Source organism: Micromonospora sp. 15K316, from assembly GCF_004348525.1.
Classification (GTDB): Bacteria; Actinomycetota; Actinomycetes; order Mycobacteriales; family Micromonosporaceae; genus Micromonospora.
Genome location: NZ_SMKG01000030.1, coordinates 23631 through 41639, shown reverse-complemented (window position 1 = coordinate 41639; position 18009 = coordinate 23631). Strand labels below are relative to the sequence as shown.

At 69.2% G+C, this 18009-nt stretch carries 14 protein-coding genes and 2 pseudogenes; 1 reads left to right on the top strand and 15 read right to left on the bottom strand.

The window, feature by feature from the left end; translation table 11 throughout:
- From E1211_RS09760 to E1211_RS09750, 3 genes and pseudogenes are all read right to left on the bottom strand, one after another.
- Positions 1 to 1287, bottom strand: a pseudogene (locus E1211_RS09760) (hypothetical protein); the annotation flags it as partial.
- Position 1288: 1 nt separating this feature from the next.
- The gene (locus E1211_RS09755) at positions 1289 to 3190 is read right to left on the bottom strand and encodes an Hsp70 family protein (RefSeq protein WP_132347618.1); all 1902 of its coding nucleotides are present in this window, start codon (positions 3188 to 3190) and stop codon (positions 1289 to 1291) included.
- An 80-nt stretch (positions 3191 to 3270) separates the two neighbouring features.
- Entirely contained in the window at positions 3271 to 3600 is a 330-nt protein-coding gene (locus tag E1211_RS09750; RefSeq protein ID WP_132347616.1) for a hypothetical protein, read from the bottom strand.
- Between the two features lie 463 nt (positions 3601 to 4063).
- Here E1211_RS09750 and E1211_RS09745 point away from each other — a divergent pair, with 463 nt between their 5' ends.
- Positions 4064 to 4282: a hypothetical protein gene (locus E1211_RS09745; protein ID WP_132347614.1), complete on the top strand. Its 219-nt coding sequence runs from the start codon at positions 4064 to 4066 to the stop codon at positions 4280 to 4282.
- Between the two features lie 71 nt (positions 4283 to 4353).
- Here the strand turns inward: E1211_RS09745 and E1211_RS09740 are convergent, their stop codons facing one another.
- The 12 genes and pseudogenes from E1211_RS09740 to E1211_RS09685 form a co-directional block, all read right to left on the bottom strand.
- The gene (locus tag E1211_RS09740) at positions 4354 to 5367 is read right to left on the bottom strand and encodes a CU044_5270 family protein (RefSeq protein WP_207915316.1); all 1014 of its coding nucleotides are present in this window, start codon (positions 5365 to 5367) and stop codon (positions 4354 to 4356) included.
- Complete coding sequence (locus E1211_RS09735; RefSeq protein WP_132347610.1) at positions 5364 to 5915, bottom strand: RNA polymerase sigma factor; 552 nt, start codon at positions 5913 to 5915, stop codon at positions 5364 to 5366. The genes E1211_RS09740 and E1211_RS09735 overlap by 4 nt, the downstream gene beginning before the upstream one ends.
- A gap of 124 nt (positions 5916 to 6039) precedes the next feature.
- Complete coding sequence (locus E1211_RS09730; RefSeq protein ID WP_132347608.1) at positions 6040 to 7110, bottom strand: hypothetical protein; 1071 nt, start codon at positions 7108 to 7110, stop codon at positions 6040 to 6042.
- Positions 7077 to 7925 (bottom strand): thiopeptide-type bacteriocin biosynthesis protein, encoded by an 849-nt coding sequence (locus E1211_RS09725; RefSeq protein ID WP_132347606.1) that lies wholly within the window; start codon positions 7923 to 7925, stop codon positions 7077 to 7079. The genes E1211_RS09730 and E1211_RS09725 overlap by 34 nt, the downstream gene beginning before the upstream one ends.
- 16 nt (positions 7926 to 7941) lie before the next feature.
- Positions 7942 to 9156, bottom strand: a complete 1215-nt coding sequence (locus tag E1211_RS09720) for a lanthionine synthetase C family protein (protein WP_132347604.1) — start codon at positions 9154 to 9156, stop codon at positions 7942 to 7944.
- Complete coding sequence (locus E1211_RS09715; RefSeq protein ID WP_165947217.1) at positions 9153 to 12158, bottom strand: lantibiotic dehydratase; 3006 nt, start codon at positions 12156 to 12158, stop codon at positions 9153 to 9155. The genes E1211_RS09720 and E1211_RS09715 overlap by 4 nt, the downstream gene beginning before the upstream one ends.
- 181 nt (positions 12159 to 12339) lie before the next feature.
- Positions 12340 to 12504, bottom strand: coding sequence for an FxLD family lanthipeptide (locus tag E1211_RS09710; protein WP_132347600.1), 165 nt, complete (start codon positions 12502 to 12504; stop codon positions 12340 to 12342).
- 80 nt (positions 12505 to 12584) lie between these two features.
- On the bottom strand, positions 12585 to 13793 hold the full coding sequence (fxlM, locus tag E1211_RS09705; protein ID WP_165947216.1) for a methyltransferase, FxLD system: 1209 nt from the start codon (positions 13791 to 13793) through the stop codon (positions 12585 to 12587).
- Positions 13794 to 14075: 282 nt separating this feature from the next.
- Positions 14076 to 14783, bottom strand: a complete 708-nt coding sequence (locus E1211_RS09700) for a GNAT family N-acetyltransferase (RefSeq protein WP_243709465.1) — start codon at positions 14781 to 14783, stop codon at positions 14076 to 14078.
- Positions 14755 to 15432: a GPP34 family phosphoprotein gene (locus E1211_RS09695; protein ID WP_132347596.1), complete on the bottom strand. Its 678-nt coding sequence runs from the start codon at positions 15430 to 15432 to the stop codon at positions 14755 to 14757. Before E1211_RS09695 ends, E1211_RS09700 begins: the two co-directional genes overlap by 29 nt.
- On the bottom strand, positions 15429 to 16457 hold the full coding sequence (locus tag E1211_RS09690) for an acetamidase/formamidase family protein (RefSeq protein ID WP_132347594.1): 1029 nt from the start codon (positions 16455 to 16457) through the stop codon (positions 15429 to 15431). Before E1211_RS09690 ends, E1211_RS09695 begins: the two co-directional genes overlap by 4 nt.
- Positions 16454 to 17864: pseudogene (locus E1211_RS09685) on the bottom strand (APC family permease). The gene E1211_RS09690 and the pseudogene E1211_RS09685 overlap by 4 nt, the downstream one beginning before the upstream one ends.
- Positions 17865 to 18009 lie beyond the last annotated feature (145 nt).

The following is an 18009-nucleotide window of genomic DNA, read 5'->3' as shown; positions in this document are numbered from 1 at the left end:
GGCCTCGAGCGGTGGTGGGTCGGCGTGGGCGATCACGATGAGCAGGTCAGTAGCCGCCACCGGGTTCAGGACGCACATTCGTGGACCGGGCTGTTCGGGGCGCTGCGTGTCGTGCGTGTGGCCCTCCGGGTCGACCTGCCATGTCTGACCGTCCGGCCATCGGCCCAGCACGACCATGCTGCCGGCGTCGGCAGCGTTCGGGACCGTCATACCTTGCACATCGGCTGCTGTCGCAGCGCTCTCGACGATCAGGGTCGTGGTGGGGTGCGTGGGGTTGGTTGACCCATTGCTGTGCCGCTCGGTGTCGTCTCGTGCCCCGCCGGCGCGACCGGCGGTGCTGCGTTGGAGGTTCCGCGCTGCCTCGGCGGCGCTTTCGACGACCTCCAGGCCCGGCAGACGGCGGCCGAGGGTCTCGGCGGCAGCGCCGAGCAGCATGGTCAGCGCAGTCCGGGTGATGACCAGCGGCAGCGTCGGGTGATGCTGCCGGGCCAAGAGGGTGGTGACCAGTAGACCTCGCCCGGCGGGCAGGGCGCCCGGTCCGGTGAGCCCGATCCCTGCGACCGGAAGAGTGACACCTCCGGTCAACAGCCCGTCCGCGGGCTGCTCAGCAGGGGCAGGATCGGCGGCAGCCGGTGAGGGATGCTCGGCGAGGGCGGCTTGCACCGCAGCCGCGGTCGCGGGCAGCGGGGCCAGGTCCTCGTCCTTGCGGCCTGGTTGGGCGGGTGGGCGTGGCCGGTAGGCGCGGCGTCGGCGTAGCCAGACCAGGGCTGCCGCGGCGCTGACCTGCTCGGCGACGTCCCGGGGAAGCCAACCACCGGACACGACGATCCCGTCGTCGGGGAAAGCCATGCCGTCGTGACCCGGGACGATGGTGTCGCCGTTCGCGTCGAGGCTGCCCGCGGGCACCGGATGTGGTGGTTGCGGCGGTGATGCGGTCACCGCGTTGGCGCTGATTCCCAGAACAGCCGCTCCGGCCATCCCCGTGGCGGTGGCCTGTAGGGGTGTCGGCAGGGGCAGGTGCCTCAGCCAGGCCACGGTCGCGCGGAGGCGGGTCAGGACCCGGATGGTGACCGTGTAGGCGAGTGCGAGCCACACCAGCCAGGCCGTGATGGTCAACGCGATCGTGAGGGTCTGCTCGGTGAGGGGCTGCTCTACCCATACTCGCAGTTGCTCCGCGGTCGGCCAGCCGGGTGCGGGTGGGCCGACCAGTGACAGCAGCAGCAGCGGAGGGCCGGCCAGTAGCGCGAGGACGAACAGCAGCGACATCAGCCGTCGCGGCCGCCGCACCTCATCCACCCCCATCCGGGGGCATGACGCCGGTCGCGAGTACCCGTGCCTCACCCGGTGCGGGTTGGGCGGGGCGGATGACCCGGCTCCACAAGCGGGCCGCCCACCACACCGCGACGGCGAGGGCGTAGATGACGCCAAGGATTCCGGTGGAACGAGGGCCGACGATCGCTGCCGAGATCACGACGAGGGGAGCAGAGAGGACGAGCCGGAACATCAGCGGCTGCACCAGCGCCATGACCACCCCGACGCCGATCAGCAGCCCACCAAGCCGGCCGGCGACGTCGATCAACAGAGCCGTGTCCGGCCACCGATAAGCGGTCAGCGAGTACTGGACCAGCAACATGCCGAGCGCGGCGGTGACGATCGAGCCGGTCGGCGCGGCCAGCAACGCCGACCAGCCGCCGTGCGGGGCGCGCCACTGCCGAGCGGCGACGATCGCCATCGCTACGGCGAGCACAACGATCGGCATGATCGGCCACAGCGCCCAGCTCAGGAACCGGTCGAGGGGCTGGCTGAAAAACTGGCTGCTGACCACCGCGTAGAGACCGGCGATCGCGGCGCCGAGGGACACCGCCGCGAGGATCCCGGTGCTGACCCTGCCACCCTCGGTTCGGGTACCGGGTGTGGGGCTGCGGGCGGCGATCAGAGACCCCAGGACGGTTCCCGCAGCGAGACACGCCAGCAGCGCGAACACGGCCGCCATCGTGAACTCGCCCCAGTTCAGGTCTACCCAGTAATGCACCGTCAGCACATTGTTCCGCTCCGCGGTCATGAGGCACTGCCAGATCAGCGCCAACGACGCGAAGCCGGGCACAGCGATCGCGACGGCCCGCCGCACCGGCGGCACCGGCACCTCCACCGCCCCGAACGAGCCCGGGACGGCGGCGCCGGCGTCCGCGGCGCCCCGCACAGCAGCCAATCCGGGCTCGAAAGGAATCACAGGGGTGATGCCGGTCTGCTCGGCGATGGCCTTGTCCAAGTGCGGCAGGTAGGCGCTACCCCCGACGCAGTACAGGCCCGCGAGGTCGCCGACGGTCAGCTCGGCAGCGGCGACGGCCTCCTGGGTCAGCTGCGCCACCCGCTGCAAGACGAAGCGGGCCGCGTCCTCGAGCATGGCACTGTTCGCGATGACCGGCGGCCGATCGGGAAGAGGCACCGTGACGGCCGGATGGACGCCCAACGCTTCCTTCGCCGCGCGGACGCTCTCCATCATCAACCCGCTCCCCGCGTCACCGCCGGCCACGTTCACATCTCCCAGCAGGGCGCCGACGAGCCGCTGATCGACGGCGACGCCACCAGCGGCAGGTTCAGCGAGGGTCGCGAGGACCTCGAAGCCAGAAGGGCCGCGGCGCAGCACCGTCACCTCCGCGGCCCCGCCGATGTCACACACGACGATGAACGCCCCCACGGGCAGCTGCACACCGATGGCCAGGAGATGCTCCGCGACGGCGACCGGCGCCTCCACCAGACGCGGCTGTGGCAGACCGGCCCGGTGCGCGACCTGCCGCAACCAGGTCCGCCGCTTCGGCCCCCACCCGGCCGGCACGACCAGGCGGACATCCCGCACCGAGGCCCTGGCGACCCGCTCGGCCTCCGCCGCGGCCCTGCGTAGTGGTGCCGCCGCCATATCCAGCGCGTTCACCGCCGTCCCATCGACGGTGACATCGTCGTCGACCGGACGGCGGGGACTCGGGATAAGCCGGCTCGGCGCGGCGACACCAGCCTGCCGGGCCTGCTGTCCCGTCCACACCTCGCCATCGTTCGAGACGTAGACGGCGCTGGATAGGTAGGGCACGCCGTCGAAGGACAGCGGCGTCGAGGTGCCGTCAGGCCAAACCAGGAGCGCCTTGGTACTGCTCGTTCCGCAGTCGATCGCTAGCCGCGTCTCCCCCGCTTGCATAGACATAGTCAAACATGAGGATCACATTCACGTCATCTCCCGATCGCACACAGACAGCCGAACCCCGCGCCCATGTCTGATCAGCGAGACGCCGAGCCGAACCGCCACTGGACTTCCTCGAGGAAGTCCTCATGCTGAGCCGCTTCCCACGCCCGCATACTCGGGTACCGGTCACCGCAGTACCGCCGTTCCAAGCGCTCGACGAACCGCACGCGCTCACGGTCACCCGCCAAGAAGAGCCCCCGATCGTGGCTTCCCGCTCGAAGCAGACAGCTGCCGTCGGAATTGACTGTCATGGTGATCTCGCCGTGGCGCGGCTCGGGGACGCGCGCCGCGAGATAGGCGAAGTAGATGTACCGGTAGTCGAACTCGTCGTGATGCCGGTGAATCCAGTTCAACCACTCGTCCATCCGTTCCAGGCTCCACGGTTCCATCCGTCCCCCTCCCGCGACGTGCATCCGCAGGTCGATTGTTATCAATCCGATCCAGGGAGCCAAGGTTGCCGGTCACGGCGGTACGTAGGCGCTCCTGCGGCTCCACAGGCTCGGCTCGGCTGCCACTACTACAGATGCGCGGCAGCGGCCGCGTTATCCACGGCCGACGAGTTATCCACAGACATGCCTCACAAGTGGCGCGCTCGCCGCGGTTGTTGATGAGGTACCCGTGAGGCGTCACCGGGGCGTCCCACCCGCTCGGAGGTACGGGCATGCCCAAGCGTGGCGCGCGAGGGGCACGTCGAGCGGGGCGGCCGGCCCGTCTGGAACCGTCTGTTCGGGTGGCTGGCGTGATCAGCGCGGTCGCGAGCCTCATCACCGCGATCGCGGGGCTGATGACCGCGATCAGCGCCACGGTGGGAGGCCGATGATGCCCGCAGTGGAGGTCTGGTTCCTCGGGGGCCCGGTCGACGGCCGCCTCGCCCCGGTCGAGGTCGACGAAACAGCCAACCTGCCTCAGGTCGTGCGGCTTCTCCAGGCAGGCTTCTACCTCGGCACCGCCGACAATCCCAGTCAGCCGATCGAGCACCAATACGTCCACGACGAGGCGGAGACTAGCCCGGCGGTATACCGTTATGTCGGGCCTGCCCAGACATGAGGGCGACCTGAACTACTGGGGCGGAGGCGACGTCTTGACCCTGTGATTGACGAAGACGCTCCATGTCGGCATCACGATGTGTTGTCACGCCGGTCTTGGTCGAGGTAGAGGACGTAACCGAACACAGCAGGGATCTTCACCGGAAGCTGTTCGGGCCGTCGTAGGAACATCGACTCGTGCGCCAGGAGCAGGCCGGTGCGCCGGTCGATGACCAGCAGGTCGCGGGTGCCTTTGTCTGGGTCGTCCACGCTCACTCCGAGGCCCGGGCGGCCGAGCCGGTCGGTGACCGTGCCACGCAGAAAAACGCCGTCGGCGCGGGCGAGGAACCGCAGCGCAGCGACCCGGACATCTTGGTCGACCGTGTTGTTGCGGTACAGGTCCGCGACGGCGCGGACTGCTGACTGTGGTCCATTGCTACGTGGTTGGTGGGCGTACAGGGCGCGCTCGAGGGCGTCAACGTCAGTGGGGACAGGTTCGGCGACCACCGCTCCCATTTGTCCAGGCGCGTAGGCGTCAACCTCCGCCTCACCGCGGGCCGCAGCATCAACCAGGCCCTGGACGTCAGGCGCGTCGGCCACACCGGCGCGGTCCAGGGTGACCGTCGCGACTTTGCCTGATCCGTCGGCGGCCCGCCAGGTCGAGATGAGCTGCGGCACCATCCCAACCTCGGTACGGCCTCTGCCGGAGGAAAAGTCCAGCGACCACTGGCCGACCCGCACAAAGCTGAAACGGCCTGTTGGCCGCGCTCCGGCCGGTGTTGACTCGATGGCCGCCGCCAACCGAAGTAACTCGTCACGGGCCGGCGGGGCGGCGTCCGCGTACTGCAGTTGCAGCGGTGGCGGGGTTGCCGCGTACACCGGCGCCGACGGGCCGGTGACCTGCACGATGATCAGGCCACCGGCCACCGCAGCGGCGCTGGTCACCACCGCGCCGACCAACGCCCGACGCCTCCATCGTGACGATCTCGCTCCCGTTGCAGGGGCAGGTCCACTGGCTAGCGTTGCCCAATCCAGACGCGAAGCCGAGGGCCACTGCCGCACCTCCCGCGCCGGGTCCAGAGCCTTCAACAACTCGTCGACGCTCATCGCGCACCTCCTCCGCGCACCACTGCTGTCGCCGCCGACGACACCGACGTGACCGGAGAGTCGAGCAGACGGGCCAGACGTTGCCGCGCCCGGAACAACCGGACGGCCGCTGCCGGTCGCCGGCAGCCGAGGACCCGAGCCACTCCCGCCAAATCCAGGTTTTCCCACGTCACGAGACGCAGCACCTCACGGTCAGACTCCGACAACGAACGGAACGCGCGACGTAAGTCCTGCACCAGCCCGATCGCCTCGAACGCCCCGTCGACCTCGCCCACGTCGGGCATTTCTGCCAGCGGCACAGTGACAGGCCTCGCCCGCCCCGCCCGCCAATGATCAGCCAGGACCCGGCGGGCGATCCCGTACAGCCACGGCACCGTCTGACCTGGCGCGTCCTGACGGCGACGCCACGCAACGACGAAGGTCTCCTGAGTCAGCTCCCGGGCGCGCTCCATGTCCCCCGTCCGCCGGTAGCAGTAGCGCAGCACCAGGTGGTAGCTCGATTCGAACACCCGCTCAAACGCGGCATGCTCCTCTAGCTCTGCGCTCACCCGACCTCCTCCGGCCTCCCACCTCACTACTACTCATGGCGCCAACCGGGCCGGCGTTACAGCCGGGCCTGTGTCGAAGTCGGTCACAGCCACTCGTTGATGACGGCGAGGTGGATGGGGTCTGTCAAACGAACGGTGTTCGCGCTATGACCGATTCGGCGATGTCGAGCGTGCGGAGAAGGGCTTTCAGGTGCGCCGCCGGCAGGGTGCCTGCGTCCAAACCGCATGCTGATACGAGCGCCTCGAGCTGATCGACCTGTTCATGGCGGGCGGCGGCGAGGCAGGTGGGGTGAGTCAGCAGATCGCGTGCAACGTACCCGTCACCAGCGGCGTGTTGGATCAGTTCGACGGCGATCTGCTCGGCCGGTGGGTAATTTTTGCCGAGGGCGTCTAGCAGGGTGAAGCCGAGCCGGGTGTGGAAGACGGTGAGTCCGGGCTTGGCGGGTCCGAGGGCCCAGTACGCAGTCAACGCCCTGCCCGCCTGCTCCTCCATAAAATCGGGGCCTGCCGTCAGCAAGCGTAGGCAGGCGGTGACGCCGTTCTCCCATGGTTCGCCGGGTTGGGTGGCATCGAACATCGCGCGTGCCTGGCGGTGGCGGCCTGCTGTGGCGTGGGCGATGATGGTGATTTGCCTGCCGTCGAGCATGCGTGCGCCGATGCCGTTGTATTGGGTGAGGCGGTGGCTGGCTTCGTCCCATCGGCCGGCGATGGCGAGTGCGTGGGCGCCGGCGCCGAGCAGGACGGTCCATAGCCAGGTTCGTGTCTTGGTGTGGGCGCCGGGTGTATCGGTGAGGCGGGCGACGGGGATGGTGAGGCCGTCGATCATGATGTCGGTGCGGGTGTTGATGGCCTGGAAGAGGGTTTCCAGCAGGGACCAGGCGGTGGGGCCGTCGCCCGCGCGGATGTGGAGGCGGGCGAGGTTCACGATGGGTTCGAGTGCGTGCTGGGGGTCGCTGCCGTGGGCGATCGCGAGGGTGGCGAGTCGGTGGCACCAGGTGCGCGCGAGGTCGGGCATGCCGCAGTCGGATGCCAGGAGCGCGGCGAGGTTGAACACCGCGGTCGCGGCGGCCACGTCACCGCTGACCTCGGCGAGATCGGCGCGTTCCTGAAGGTCGACGATGCGCTTGGGCAGGGGTGTGCAGACGGGCCGGGTTCGGGCGATCAGCGGGAATCTGCGGGCAACGGCCGGGTCCATGAGTCACCGCCAGGGGTGAGCGGGTGGAACGCGGGGTCGGGGCCAAAGATGATGGTCTTCGCGGCGGTAGCGAGGGCCGCCTGGTGTAGACCGGGGATACCGCGCCGGTTCCACGTGAAGATTACGTGGTGTGCGAGGGTGGCTCGCAGGCCGCGATGCAACTGCCCAGCCTGGTTGAGCCGGCAGAGGATGTCACCGGCGGACATGTAAGCCTCGAACAAGGTGTTGTGGCAGCCGGCTAGCGGTGCTCCTTGTCGGGTGAGGCTGGCCGGGTCCACCGTGAGAAGCCTTCTCACGGCATTGCGCAGGGCATCGAAACGAGCGGGTTCGGGCGGGTCTCGGTGGTCGGTGACGCGTGCCCATACGTCGCCTTGTTCGTACCAGTCGAGGCCCGCCGCTCGCATCATCGCCGCCGAGAGCATGATCGACAGTTCGCGTTGGCGGGCAAATGTGTGGTTGGTGCTGTGGGTGAGTAGGTGGCGGCTGTCGTGGTGCCACAGATGGTGGGCGGTGTCCATGGCGTCGGGGCCGCCGAAGGCGTGGGTCTCGGGCTCGTAGATGCCGGGGACGGCGGCGCTGAGGCGCCGGTCGTGCTGCAGGCGGGCCATCTGGCTACTCAGGTATCGGTCGGCCTCGTCGGAGGCGGGGAGGTAGCGCAGCCGCCAGTTGCCTTTGCGTACGTAGAACCAGGTGGTGATGAGGTGGCGGGCCTCGGCTTCGGCCAGGATCGGCGCGAGATGTGTCCTGGCTGCTTGCTCTGCGGTGTGGGGATCAGGAAAGGCGATCGTGGTCTGCCGCCATTCGGCTGCCGTCATCAGCCCGTTTCCTCGTTCAGGTGAGGGCGAGGAAGGCGTCCCAGCCGGTGGCCGAGGTGCCGGAGGCGGCGGTGTGGAGGGCGAGCGCGGCTCCGGCCACGCCATCCATCAACTCTGCGTCGCTGTGGGTTTCGGCGGCGAGCTGCCTGGCGAGCTCTGCGGCAAGGCCAGGTAGCTCGGCGGTGAGCTGGGCCGAGCGGTGCGGATCGTTGCTGGTGGTGGCCACGCGGCAGGCGGACTGGAGGAGTCCAGCTTTGCCGTGACACAGTCCGATCTCGGGAAGTCGGCTGCGCTGGGTGGTGTCGCTTAGTACGGCGAGCATCGCATCCTCTGCCCGTTGCTGGCGGGCTTCGTCGTGCAGAGCGAGCCCGGCGAGTTGTTGGGCGCGGGCGGTGCCAGGGGTGCCGTAGCACCAGGAGGGCCGGTGCCGCCGTGGGGTGGTGTCGGGGGTGATGTAGCCGGGCCACCATGTTCCGGTCGGGTCGTCGTAGCGGTGGTGGTCGGTCCAGTCGCAGAGGGCGGCGAGGGCGTCGCGGGCTGCGGGGGTGTCGTGGCCGTGAAGGATGGCGTAGGCCAGGAGGGCGATGACGGCGCTGATGCCGTGAGCCATGCCGATGTTGCCGTGGCCGTGGGGGAAGTCGGGGTGTGGTGTGCCGGCGAGCCCGGAGGGCAGCCACCACGGCGGTTGAGCTGCTTTGTCGCCGAGGGGTTGGGTGATGCGGGCGAGATAGCCGACCAGGTCGTGGCTGACGGGGTGATCGGGATGGGAGTGCAGGTGGTAGAGCCCGAGCCCGGTCAGCCCGTGGACGAGGTCGAACTCGTACATCGTCAGCGGGTCGCGGCGGACGATGCGGGCATGGGCCGCGGCCAGCCGTTGACGTGTGAGTGTGATCGTGGCGTCGTTGAGCTTGGCGAAGGCGCGCTGATAGCCGCTCAAGGGACGGGCGGTGTGCAGCATGAACGCCAGCGCGGGGGCGCCGTGGAAGGGGTCGGCGTTGCGGCCGATGCTAACCGGCTCGCTGGCTGCGGCGCGTATCCAGTGGTGGGCGGGGGCTTCGTCGCCGTGTCCGGAGATGGCCCGCTCGATGTGCAGCAGGGCAATGCCCACTGCGCCCCCGGCCAGCGATTGCGGCCGGGTCCGCCCGTCCGGTGACGGGCCGACGATGGCGGGGCTGGCGCAGACCGCCGCGAGCAGGTCCAGATGGTTGGTGGTGAGGGTTGGGGTTGTCACGGGATGCTCCTTGTCGTCCAGCTCAGTGCGGCGGCGCGGGCGAGGTGCAGGCAGGCTCGTTCGCTGTCGAGGTCGAGTCCGGCGACGCGGACGTGGTGCAGGTGCAGCAGGTCGGGCAGCAGCTCGGCCGGCGGGATGGTGCTAATAGTGGGCAGGCTGTCGCGCCAGGCGGCCACGGTGCGACGGCGTTGGGCCCAGCGGTCCGTCAGGTTTTTGCCGTCGGGCAGGGACGCCACAGCGGTGGGGTGGTACGGGTTGGCGAGGCGGATGGCTTGGTCGTAGACGGTTCTTGGAGGTGCTGGCCGGTGCGGGCGGGTATGGGCTATCAGCCATCGCAGGGCGTCGTGTGGGTCGCCGATGACGGCCGTGACGAGGTTGACCATGCTCGCGGCGGTCAACGCATGCCAGCCCAGGGCGGACCGTCGCGTGGTGACGGCCAGCTGGGCGAGCGCGGCTGCTGAGTCCGCCGCGAACACGGCTGTTGTCGCCTGGTACCCGGCCGGACTGCCGAAGCGTCCGGGCTCGCCGAAGTCGGTGTCCCATTGGACTCGCCGGGTCAGGTCGGCGTCGGTCAGCTCTCGTGTCCAGCCGGTGACGGCTTCGATGGGCAGGCCGTTGATGCGCAGCCGCAGGTGCGGCTCGGGGTCGGCGTGGCGCAGGAACCACCACCTGCCCGCAGGCGGGAGTTGCCCGACAAGCCGAGGCAGGTGGGCGGTAAGGATGATGGTCTCTTCCTCGGGCCGGGCGTAGATCCTCAGGTAGTGGTGGTCGCCGCCGGGCAGGCTGCGGTGGGTACGGACGTCGACCAGGGGGCTGGTGAGGCGGGGCGCTGGTGGTCTCGCGGTGGTGGCGGTCAACGGGATGACGATCTCGTGCGGGTGCCCGCCGATCCAGTCGTCGCCTTTGGGGATGACGCGCAGCAGTGCGGTGGGGTTGCGGGTCAGGTGGTCGCGTAGCAGCGCGCGGTGAGCGGGTTCATTCAGGTCGAGGCCGAGGGTCTGGTCGCCGATACCGAGCGAGACGACGGCAGGGCAGCCGGTGGCCTCGAGCCAGACGGACAGGGCCTGGTTCCACTGCTGCCAGCCGGTTGTCCGGTCGGGCAGTTCGGCGGCGGTCAGGTGCCAGCGCGCGGGGCTCAGGAGGGTCCGGCCGTACCGCAGCGCGGGCAGGAACGGCAAGCCCTTGGCCGCGGGCCCCCACTCCACCGGTGTGCATGGGGTGGCGAGGCCGACGGGTGCTTCGGCCAGGAAGCGGGCGAGTGGGTGGGCGTGGCGGATCGGCTCGACCGCGTTGACCGCGATCGGTTGTAGCGCCCGCTGGCGGGAGATCGACACCAGGTACAGGCGGTGCGCGTCGGCGGTCACCGCGATGTCCTCCAAGCCGATCGCGGCCTGCGACGGGGCGTGGTACTCGCCGACGGGGATCAGATGCGGCAGCACCTGAGGGGCGCGGTTGACGTCCAGGCTGATGGTGTAGCGGGTGACCGCAGACAGCTGGGCCAGCAACGCTTCGCCGTTGGCTGCTGGGCTGTCGGTAGCCCGGGAGGCCATCCGATGTCGCTCGGTGTCGCCGAACAAGTCAAGAAAACGGCCTGCGGTGGAGAAGGCTCGCGGGGACGCCCGTACGACCGACAGCTGAAAGTCGCCGCACGCGACGGCCTGGATGGAGCCGGCGTGCACGCGCACGGTGAGCTCGGCGGTCGGAGCGATCTCGGTCGGCGCAGCGCCGGCCAGCCTTTCCAGCATCGGGTCGTCGAGGACGACCTCGTGTTCACGGCGCAGGGCGGCACGCTGCGCCAAGGCAAGCAGCCCCTGGTCTCTGTCGGTCAACACGGCCGAGGCATCGGTTGGCTCGCCGGTAAAGCCGTCCGGGTAGCCAAGGCCCACCTGGGGATCGATCGCATCCAGGAGCGGGACGAGGGCGCGCAGGCCGTACCGGTTCAAGAAACGTTCGTGCCAGTCCCGCCACGCCGCCGATGCCGGCCGGGCGAGGCGGGTCAGCGCGGCGGCGGCGCGGCACGCCTCTGTCGTCACTGTCGTCGGCACCACGAGGTCGCAGTCCAGTCGCAGATCGACCCCGACCACCTGCCCGGCGTGATGGATCGCGGCGGCGGCTTTGCCGAGGTCCCGACGGCAGGCGACACGTGTGGCTTCGTCCGGCGCGCGGTCATGTAGGGCTTTGAGATCGCGAACGCGACGCAGTGGATCAAGGAGCTCGCCCACGTCGCCGCCGTCGGCTGCAACGGTCTCCAATTGATTTACGAGGCGCGTCAGGGGGTCGGTCGCGGTCGACGGCGGGCGCAGGCTGGTCAACAGCAACCGCTGGGTCACCATCTGGCCGATCAGCCGCTCCGCGCCTTCCTGCGGCGCCTCACATTCGGCCGTCAGCTTGCCGGTGAGGTCGGTCCACCGGATCGGCTCGGCCGCCAGCGCCAGGGCTGCGCGGATCATGTCGTTGGCTTTGATGCGCAGATGCGTGGGCGCGCCGTAGGGGTCGGTCATGGCAGGCCGGTACTCCAGCACCACCTTTCCGCTGCGCTCGACCAGCAGGTTGTTGGCGCGCACCATCACATGCGGACGAAGCCGCGGGTCGGATTCCAGGCCATCCAGGACGGCGGCCAGCCAGGGTGCCTGGAGACGAGCGACAGGGCGATGAGCGGTGCCCCAGCGGATGCGTCCGGTGCGGCCCACGGTGGCGGCAGCGACGCCCGCGAACAACCCGTACGGTGTGGCACGGGTCGTGGCGCGCAGCGAGTAGCGCATGACCGCGAGCACCACCCGGCGGGCGTCGGCATCCGACAGGCCGCCGTTGATGGCAGCGGTGGCCCGCTCGGTGAGGTCCGGTGACGCGTGGGCCACCGCTGCCGCGAACCCCGGAATCGTCAACGCCTCGGTGAGCCACGGTCGCCAACTGGCCGCTGCGTCGCTGCTGGTCAGGTCAGGCCATACGCCGAGCTGACCGGGGCGAAGCAGGGCTGCCCGAAGCAGCAAGGCCTCATTCACGCAGCGATACATACCAGCCTCCCACGGGCGTGATCATCTGTTGCGGGTGAGGAGTGCCCGACCTTCGAGAGCAGGTCTCTCCGGACCGGGCGCTCCTGGACCGATGTCGATGGCTCGCCTTACGGTCTGCCCACGTGGACCGGGCTGGCTATCAGAGCGGGCCACCAGCGGATGCGGCTTGTCAGCAGCTGGTGCAGGCAGACGCGCAGGTGCCGCCGCAGTTGTCCTCGGTCATCTTGATGATGTGCTCGACGGTGCCACCGGCCTCGATGAACTCGATGTCGAGATCGAAGTCGTCGAGGGTGCCGCCCTCGACGTCGGGCTGGATCGTGGCGAGCTGTGCCATGACAACCTCCCTTGTTGGGGTGATAGGGGTTCCCCGACGCTCCCCCGGGTGTGGGTCGCTGAGGTGAGCGCCGAAGTCTTCTAGGACCAGGCGACGGCGAGGACGCCGTGTCGCTTGGTGGTGTGCCACCCGGTCAGGCCGCTCGTGTCGTCGGTGTTCGGGTGGTAGGTGATGCGGGCAGCGCCGCGCCGGTAGTAGCAGTCCGCCCAGGTGCGGATCATGCTGAGCAACTCGGCACCGACCTGCTCGGCTTCCGGCCCGTGGGCGATGACACCGGTCTCGTAACCGCTGACCGTTTGCGGACTTTCCCGCTTGATGCGATAGGCGAAGCTGCCGCCGCGCACGAGCGCCGGGGTGCCGTTGCGTACCGTGCGGTTAGCTACGCCCTGGTCGACCGCGGCCTGCGCGGCGTGCAGCATCGGCAGTTCCGGCCCGCTGGTCAGCAGGTACAGCTCGAGCTCGTCCGGCATGTCGAACGGCGTGCCCGACCAGCTCTCCACGGGCTTGGTGTTGAGCGCCTTGCGCAGCGCCGGCACGTCGAACGTGAGAGCGCTGTTCTGATCGAGGCGCAGCCCGACGTCGGGGGTGACCGGGATCAGCTGCTCGCTGGCGGCGCCGTCGCCCTGCATCGGCACGAACGAGCCGAGCCGGTAGTTGCTGGCCGTCAGCACCGACCTGCCGGGGGCGCGGTCGAAGGCGACCAGGCGGGTGATCCCGGCGAAGCGCAGCGGAACGCCGATCCGGCCGTCCGGAGTGAGCTGATCGAGCCAGGCGGGCGGGATGTCCCACGCCCCGACCGTAACGATGATCCGGTCATACGGCGCATGCTGCGCGACGCCGTGCTCGGCGTCTGCATGCACGATGTTGACCTGCTCGTACCCGGCCCGGCGCAGACCCGCTCGGGCACGGTTCACGACGTCGGCGTCGATGTCCACGGTCGTCACCGAACCGGTCGGCCCGACGATCTCCGCGATCAGGGCGGCGTTGTATCCGCCCGAGCCGATCTCCAGCACGTTCATGCCCGGCCACACCTCGGCCTGTTCGAGCTGGATGGCCTGAATGTGCGAGGCCGAGACCACACTGGTCTGACGCCCCTGAGCATCGATCTTCGGCACCAGGGTGGTGTCAGTCTGGTACACCTTCTCCAGCGGTTCGCCCGGGGCGAAGTCGTGCCGGGGCACCGCGTTCATCGCCGCAGCGACGCTGTCGCTGGTGATGAGACCTTCCTCTCGCAGCTTGGTCACCATGGTGTGGCGGAAGGTGGTGGCGCCGTCAACCTGCGATGTCATCGAAATCCTTCGGGTCGGGGCTGTCGGACTGACGTCCCGCATAGCCCTTTGGTCTGGCCGGTGGGGTTGTGGAGAACTGGTCCAGCGAGGCTGGCTGGGGAGAGAATTAGCCGCTCGTGGGCCAGGAGGTTGTCACCACGCCGTGGGTCTTGGTTCATGACCATGGCGTCGGCGGGAGTCTCGGAGCGGTCGCTGTCGGCGGAAGGCGAATGTCGGAGGAATGTCCCGGCCTTTCGGTGATCGATCGCGGGACCGGCGTGTCCGGTGATGAGAGCGCCAGGGCTAGACATGGAAACCCTGCCCGCGGTTGTCGACGGGGCGGGCCAGGTTGATCGGCATGGCGCTGCCGCTGTCACGGCGGGCGTTGCGGCGCATCGGGTGCAGGGTCGGGCCGCCGGGCAGGGCGATCGCTGGTCGGGGTGTGTAGCCGTAGCGGGCGAGCAGATCCTCCCCGCCTATGGGGACGGTGGCCCAGGCGGGCAGGTCGATGCGGTCGAGGCGGCTGCGGTGGTGTGTCAGCAGCGCGGTGCCACGGCCGGCGTTCTGGGCGTCAGGACAGACGGCGAGGAACGCGAGGTGATAGTGCGGCTCGGTTGGCTGTTTCTCGGCCAGGAGCGCGTCCAGCAGATCGAACCGGTCGGCATGTGGTCCGGCAGCCTCGGCCAATCGGGTGCGGTAGTTGGCTGGTGGAGGAATGGGCCGGTAGCGGTGGAAGCCGACAGTGGTGGCGGTGTAGTCGTCGGTGAGGTGGATGTCGCCGAAGAACAGCGAATGCTCCACCCAGATCCCCACGACGTCGGTCAGCACCTGGCGCCGCTGCGCAGGGTCGGGCACGAGCCAGGCGGCGAGCGGGCGAGGGTGTAGGGCGTCAGCGATCAGCGCGGCGACCGCATCCTTGTCCGTCCAGCGAGCAGGACGGATACGCACAGCAGGATTCATCAGACAGCTCTCCATGTCGCGCTCATCGGTAGGCGGCGGTGGCAAGGTCACCGACTGCGGCGTCAACGGTGATGGTGATGTCGCGCACCGACCGGTGGTGCTGCTCCGCGATCGTTTTCAGCCGTTCGGTGAGGGTGGTGGTGTCGTCGTGGAGGTAGAGGTGCTCGGTGAGGCCGAGGGTGGCGACGAAACCGGCGAGTGCGGCGGTGTGGTGGTCGGGTTGCTCACGGCCGTGTGCGAGGTACCGCAGGCGGGCGCGGGCGACGACCGACCATTTGCTGTCGGTGGCGAGGTAGGTGTCGGTGTGGGCGAGCCCACCGAAACGGCGCCGGGTGCTGTGGCGGAGGATGCCGGCGGCGACGAGTCCGGCGCGGGTGCGCTCGTACAGGTCCCCGGAAAACGTACGCAGGAATGCCTTCACGGGTGGGGCGGTGCGGCCGTGGCGGATGGCGGCGATCGCGGTGTCGCTGATCAGGTCGCCGACCGGGCGGTCGGTGTGCAGGCGTAGCCACCGCTCGCCGTTCGGGTGGCTGTCGGTCTGGGGGTCGAGGGTGATCCGTCCGGCGAGGAACAGGTCGATAAGGACCGCGCCGGCCAGACCGAGTGCCAGTGCCTGGCGGTGGATATGGGGGTGGCCGGTGTCGTCGTCGTGTCCGAGCAGGAACAGTTCGTCGCGCAGTGGCAGTCGAGGAACATTCATCGCGCCACTCCCCCACCCGGCTCGGCGCCGAGGTGCCGCAGCCGGCGGTGCACCTCGCCATAGGCCTGTGCGGGCGCGGGAAGCAGGGCTTTGTCGACCGCGGCGAGGACGGTGTAGTTGGGGTCGCAGACGTTGCCGATCGGCGCCCGCCCCGCCTGGGAGACGAGTTGGTAGGCGTCCAGGGTCTCCAGGCCGGTCAGGGACTCGACCCAGCCGACGAGGTCGTGGTGGGCGATGCGGTAGGCGTCCTCCAGCGGGCGGGCGCAGCCGATAGACATCATCGCCGTGTCGGTTTCCAGGCGCGGCCACACCGTCGGCACACCCTTGATCACCTCGATGGCGAGGGTCGTGGTGGTGGCGATCTCCACGCCGACACCGCAGGCTTCGCCTTCGCCTTGGCGAGCGTGTCCGTCGCCGAGTGCGAGCATCGCCCCATGCACCCGGACGCCGAGATACAGGGTGGCGCCAGCCCGGAGTTGCGGGGTGTCGAGGTTCCCGCCGTGGGTGTCCGGGACGATCGTGGAGCGGGCCTCCATCCCGCCGGGGGCGACCCCGATGGTGCCCATCATCGGCTCCAGCGGCAGGTCGACGGTGTGGTCGGTCTCGGTGGCCTCGAACCGCACGATCCCGGCATGGCGGTCGATGCCGTACACCCACACCCGCTCCTCAAGCGGCGGCTGCAAGCTCGCCGTGTGGGAGGTAGAGGTGAGGGCGCCGAAGTGCGGAAACGTGGACGACACACCCCAGTCCCGTGCCGGAACGATCGAGGCGACGTGGATGGCGAGGGTGTCGCCGGGCTCGGCGTCCTCGATAAAGAACGGGCCCGAAACGGGGTTGAGGTACGACATGCGACACACCTGCGACGGCAGATCCGCCGGCCCGCACACAAGCCCGCCGAAGCAATCCTCCGTGAACACCTCAAGCACGTCCCCCGACCGCAGGTGCCCGACCGGCATCCGTCCGCCGAAGGTGTAGGCCAGCTCGTCCCGCGCCGGGCGGTAAGTGATCTTCTCCATGCTGGTCACACCCTCTCCACGTCACGCCGCTGCTGCGGCTGCACAGGAGCCAGACCGGACAGCACCGGCCGGCGGCCCGACAGGTACAGGCCGGCGAGGACGATCACGCCAAGGGCGAGCCAGGCCAGGCCCAAACGCTGGGCGGCGATGTTGGCGTTGACCACCACATAGGCCAAGATCGCGAAGCCAACCGCGGGCATCACCAAATGCGCCCACCAGTTCCCGCTGCGACTGCGGATGAGGTGGTGCACAACCACGGAAACGTGCAGGACTAGAAAAGCGACCATCGCCCCGAAGTTGATCAGCGACGACAACAGGGTGATCCCCTCCGCCCGAGCGGCCATATACAGGCCGAGGGCGAGGGACACGGCGCCGGTGAGCAGGGTTGCGTTAATCGGCACGTTCCAGCGGATCGACACCTTCGCCAGAAAGGCGGGGAGCTGCCGGTCGCGGGCCATCGCATACAACAGGCGGCTGGTGGCGACTTGGGCGACCATCGAGTTCGGCAGGCCCCACGCGACCGCGGTGGCCACCGCACACAGGGTTGCCAGCCAGCTCCCGCCGGCGGCTTGGGCGGCGTCGTAGAAGGCGGTGCCATTCGGGTCACCGTCTACCAGCAGCCCGGACGGGTTGGGGACGAGCATCGCGGCCAGCCACGTCTGCCCGATGAACAACACCCCCGCAAGGAGCAGGACGGCGGCCATGGCACGGCCGATCTGCCGGGCGCCACCCTTGGCCTCCTCGGCCAGCATGCTGATCCCGTCGAAGCCCAGGAAGCTGAGCACGGCGACCGATACCGCCCCCGCCACCACCGACCACGTGAAGGTGCCAGGGGTTGTAGAACGGCTCCCAGCTGAACCGGCCTTTCCCGGAAGCGATCGCCCAGCCGGCGACGGCGAGAAAGACCGCCAGAACGATCAACTCGCCGACCAGCATCACCCGAGTGACCACCGCGGTCATCCGGATGCCGACCGAGTTGACGACCGAGTTGACCGCGACGAAGCGCAACAGCCACAGCCACACCGGCACCGCGGGCACGGTGGCGTGCATCGCCACCGACGCCACCAAGTACAGCAGCCCCGGCACGAGCACGTAGTCGAGCAGGATCACCCAGCCGGCGAGGAACCCGACCGGCGGGCTGATGCCACGGCCGGCGTAGTTGTAGACGCTGCCCGACATCGGAAAGGCTCGGACCATCTGCGCGTACGAAAGCGCCGTGAACACCAACGCCACGACACCGATGGCGTAGGCCAAGGCGACCATGCCGCCGGAGCCGGCGTACACGCTGCCGAAGATCGCCATCGGCGCGATCGGCACCATGTACACCAGGCCGTAGGCCAACAGATCCCGGAACCGCAGCTTCCGGGCCAGTTCCTGCCGGTAGCCGTACTGGGCCAAGTCATCAAAGGTCGTCACCAGGACTCCTCACGAGGGTGAGAGTTGTCGCCATGAACGCACCGCCGTGGCCGCCGAGAGCGTGGCGGCGGCCGTAGCCGCCTACCGCACGGTCAACGCGAAGGAGTTGACGGCAGCAGCCATCCGGCATCGCTTCCGCAGTCAC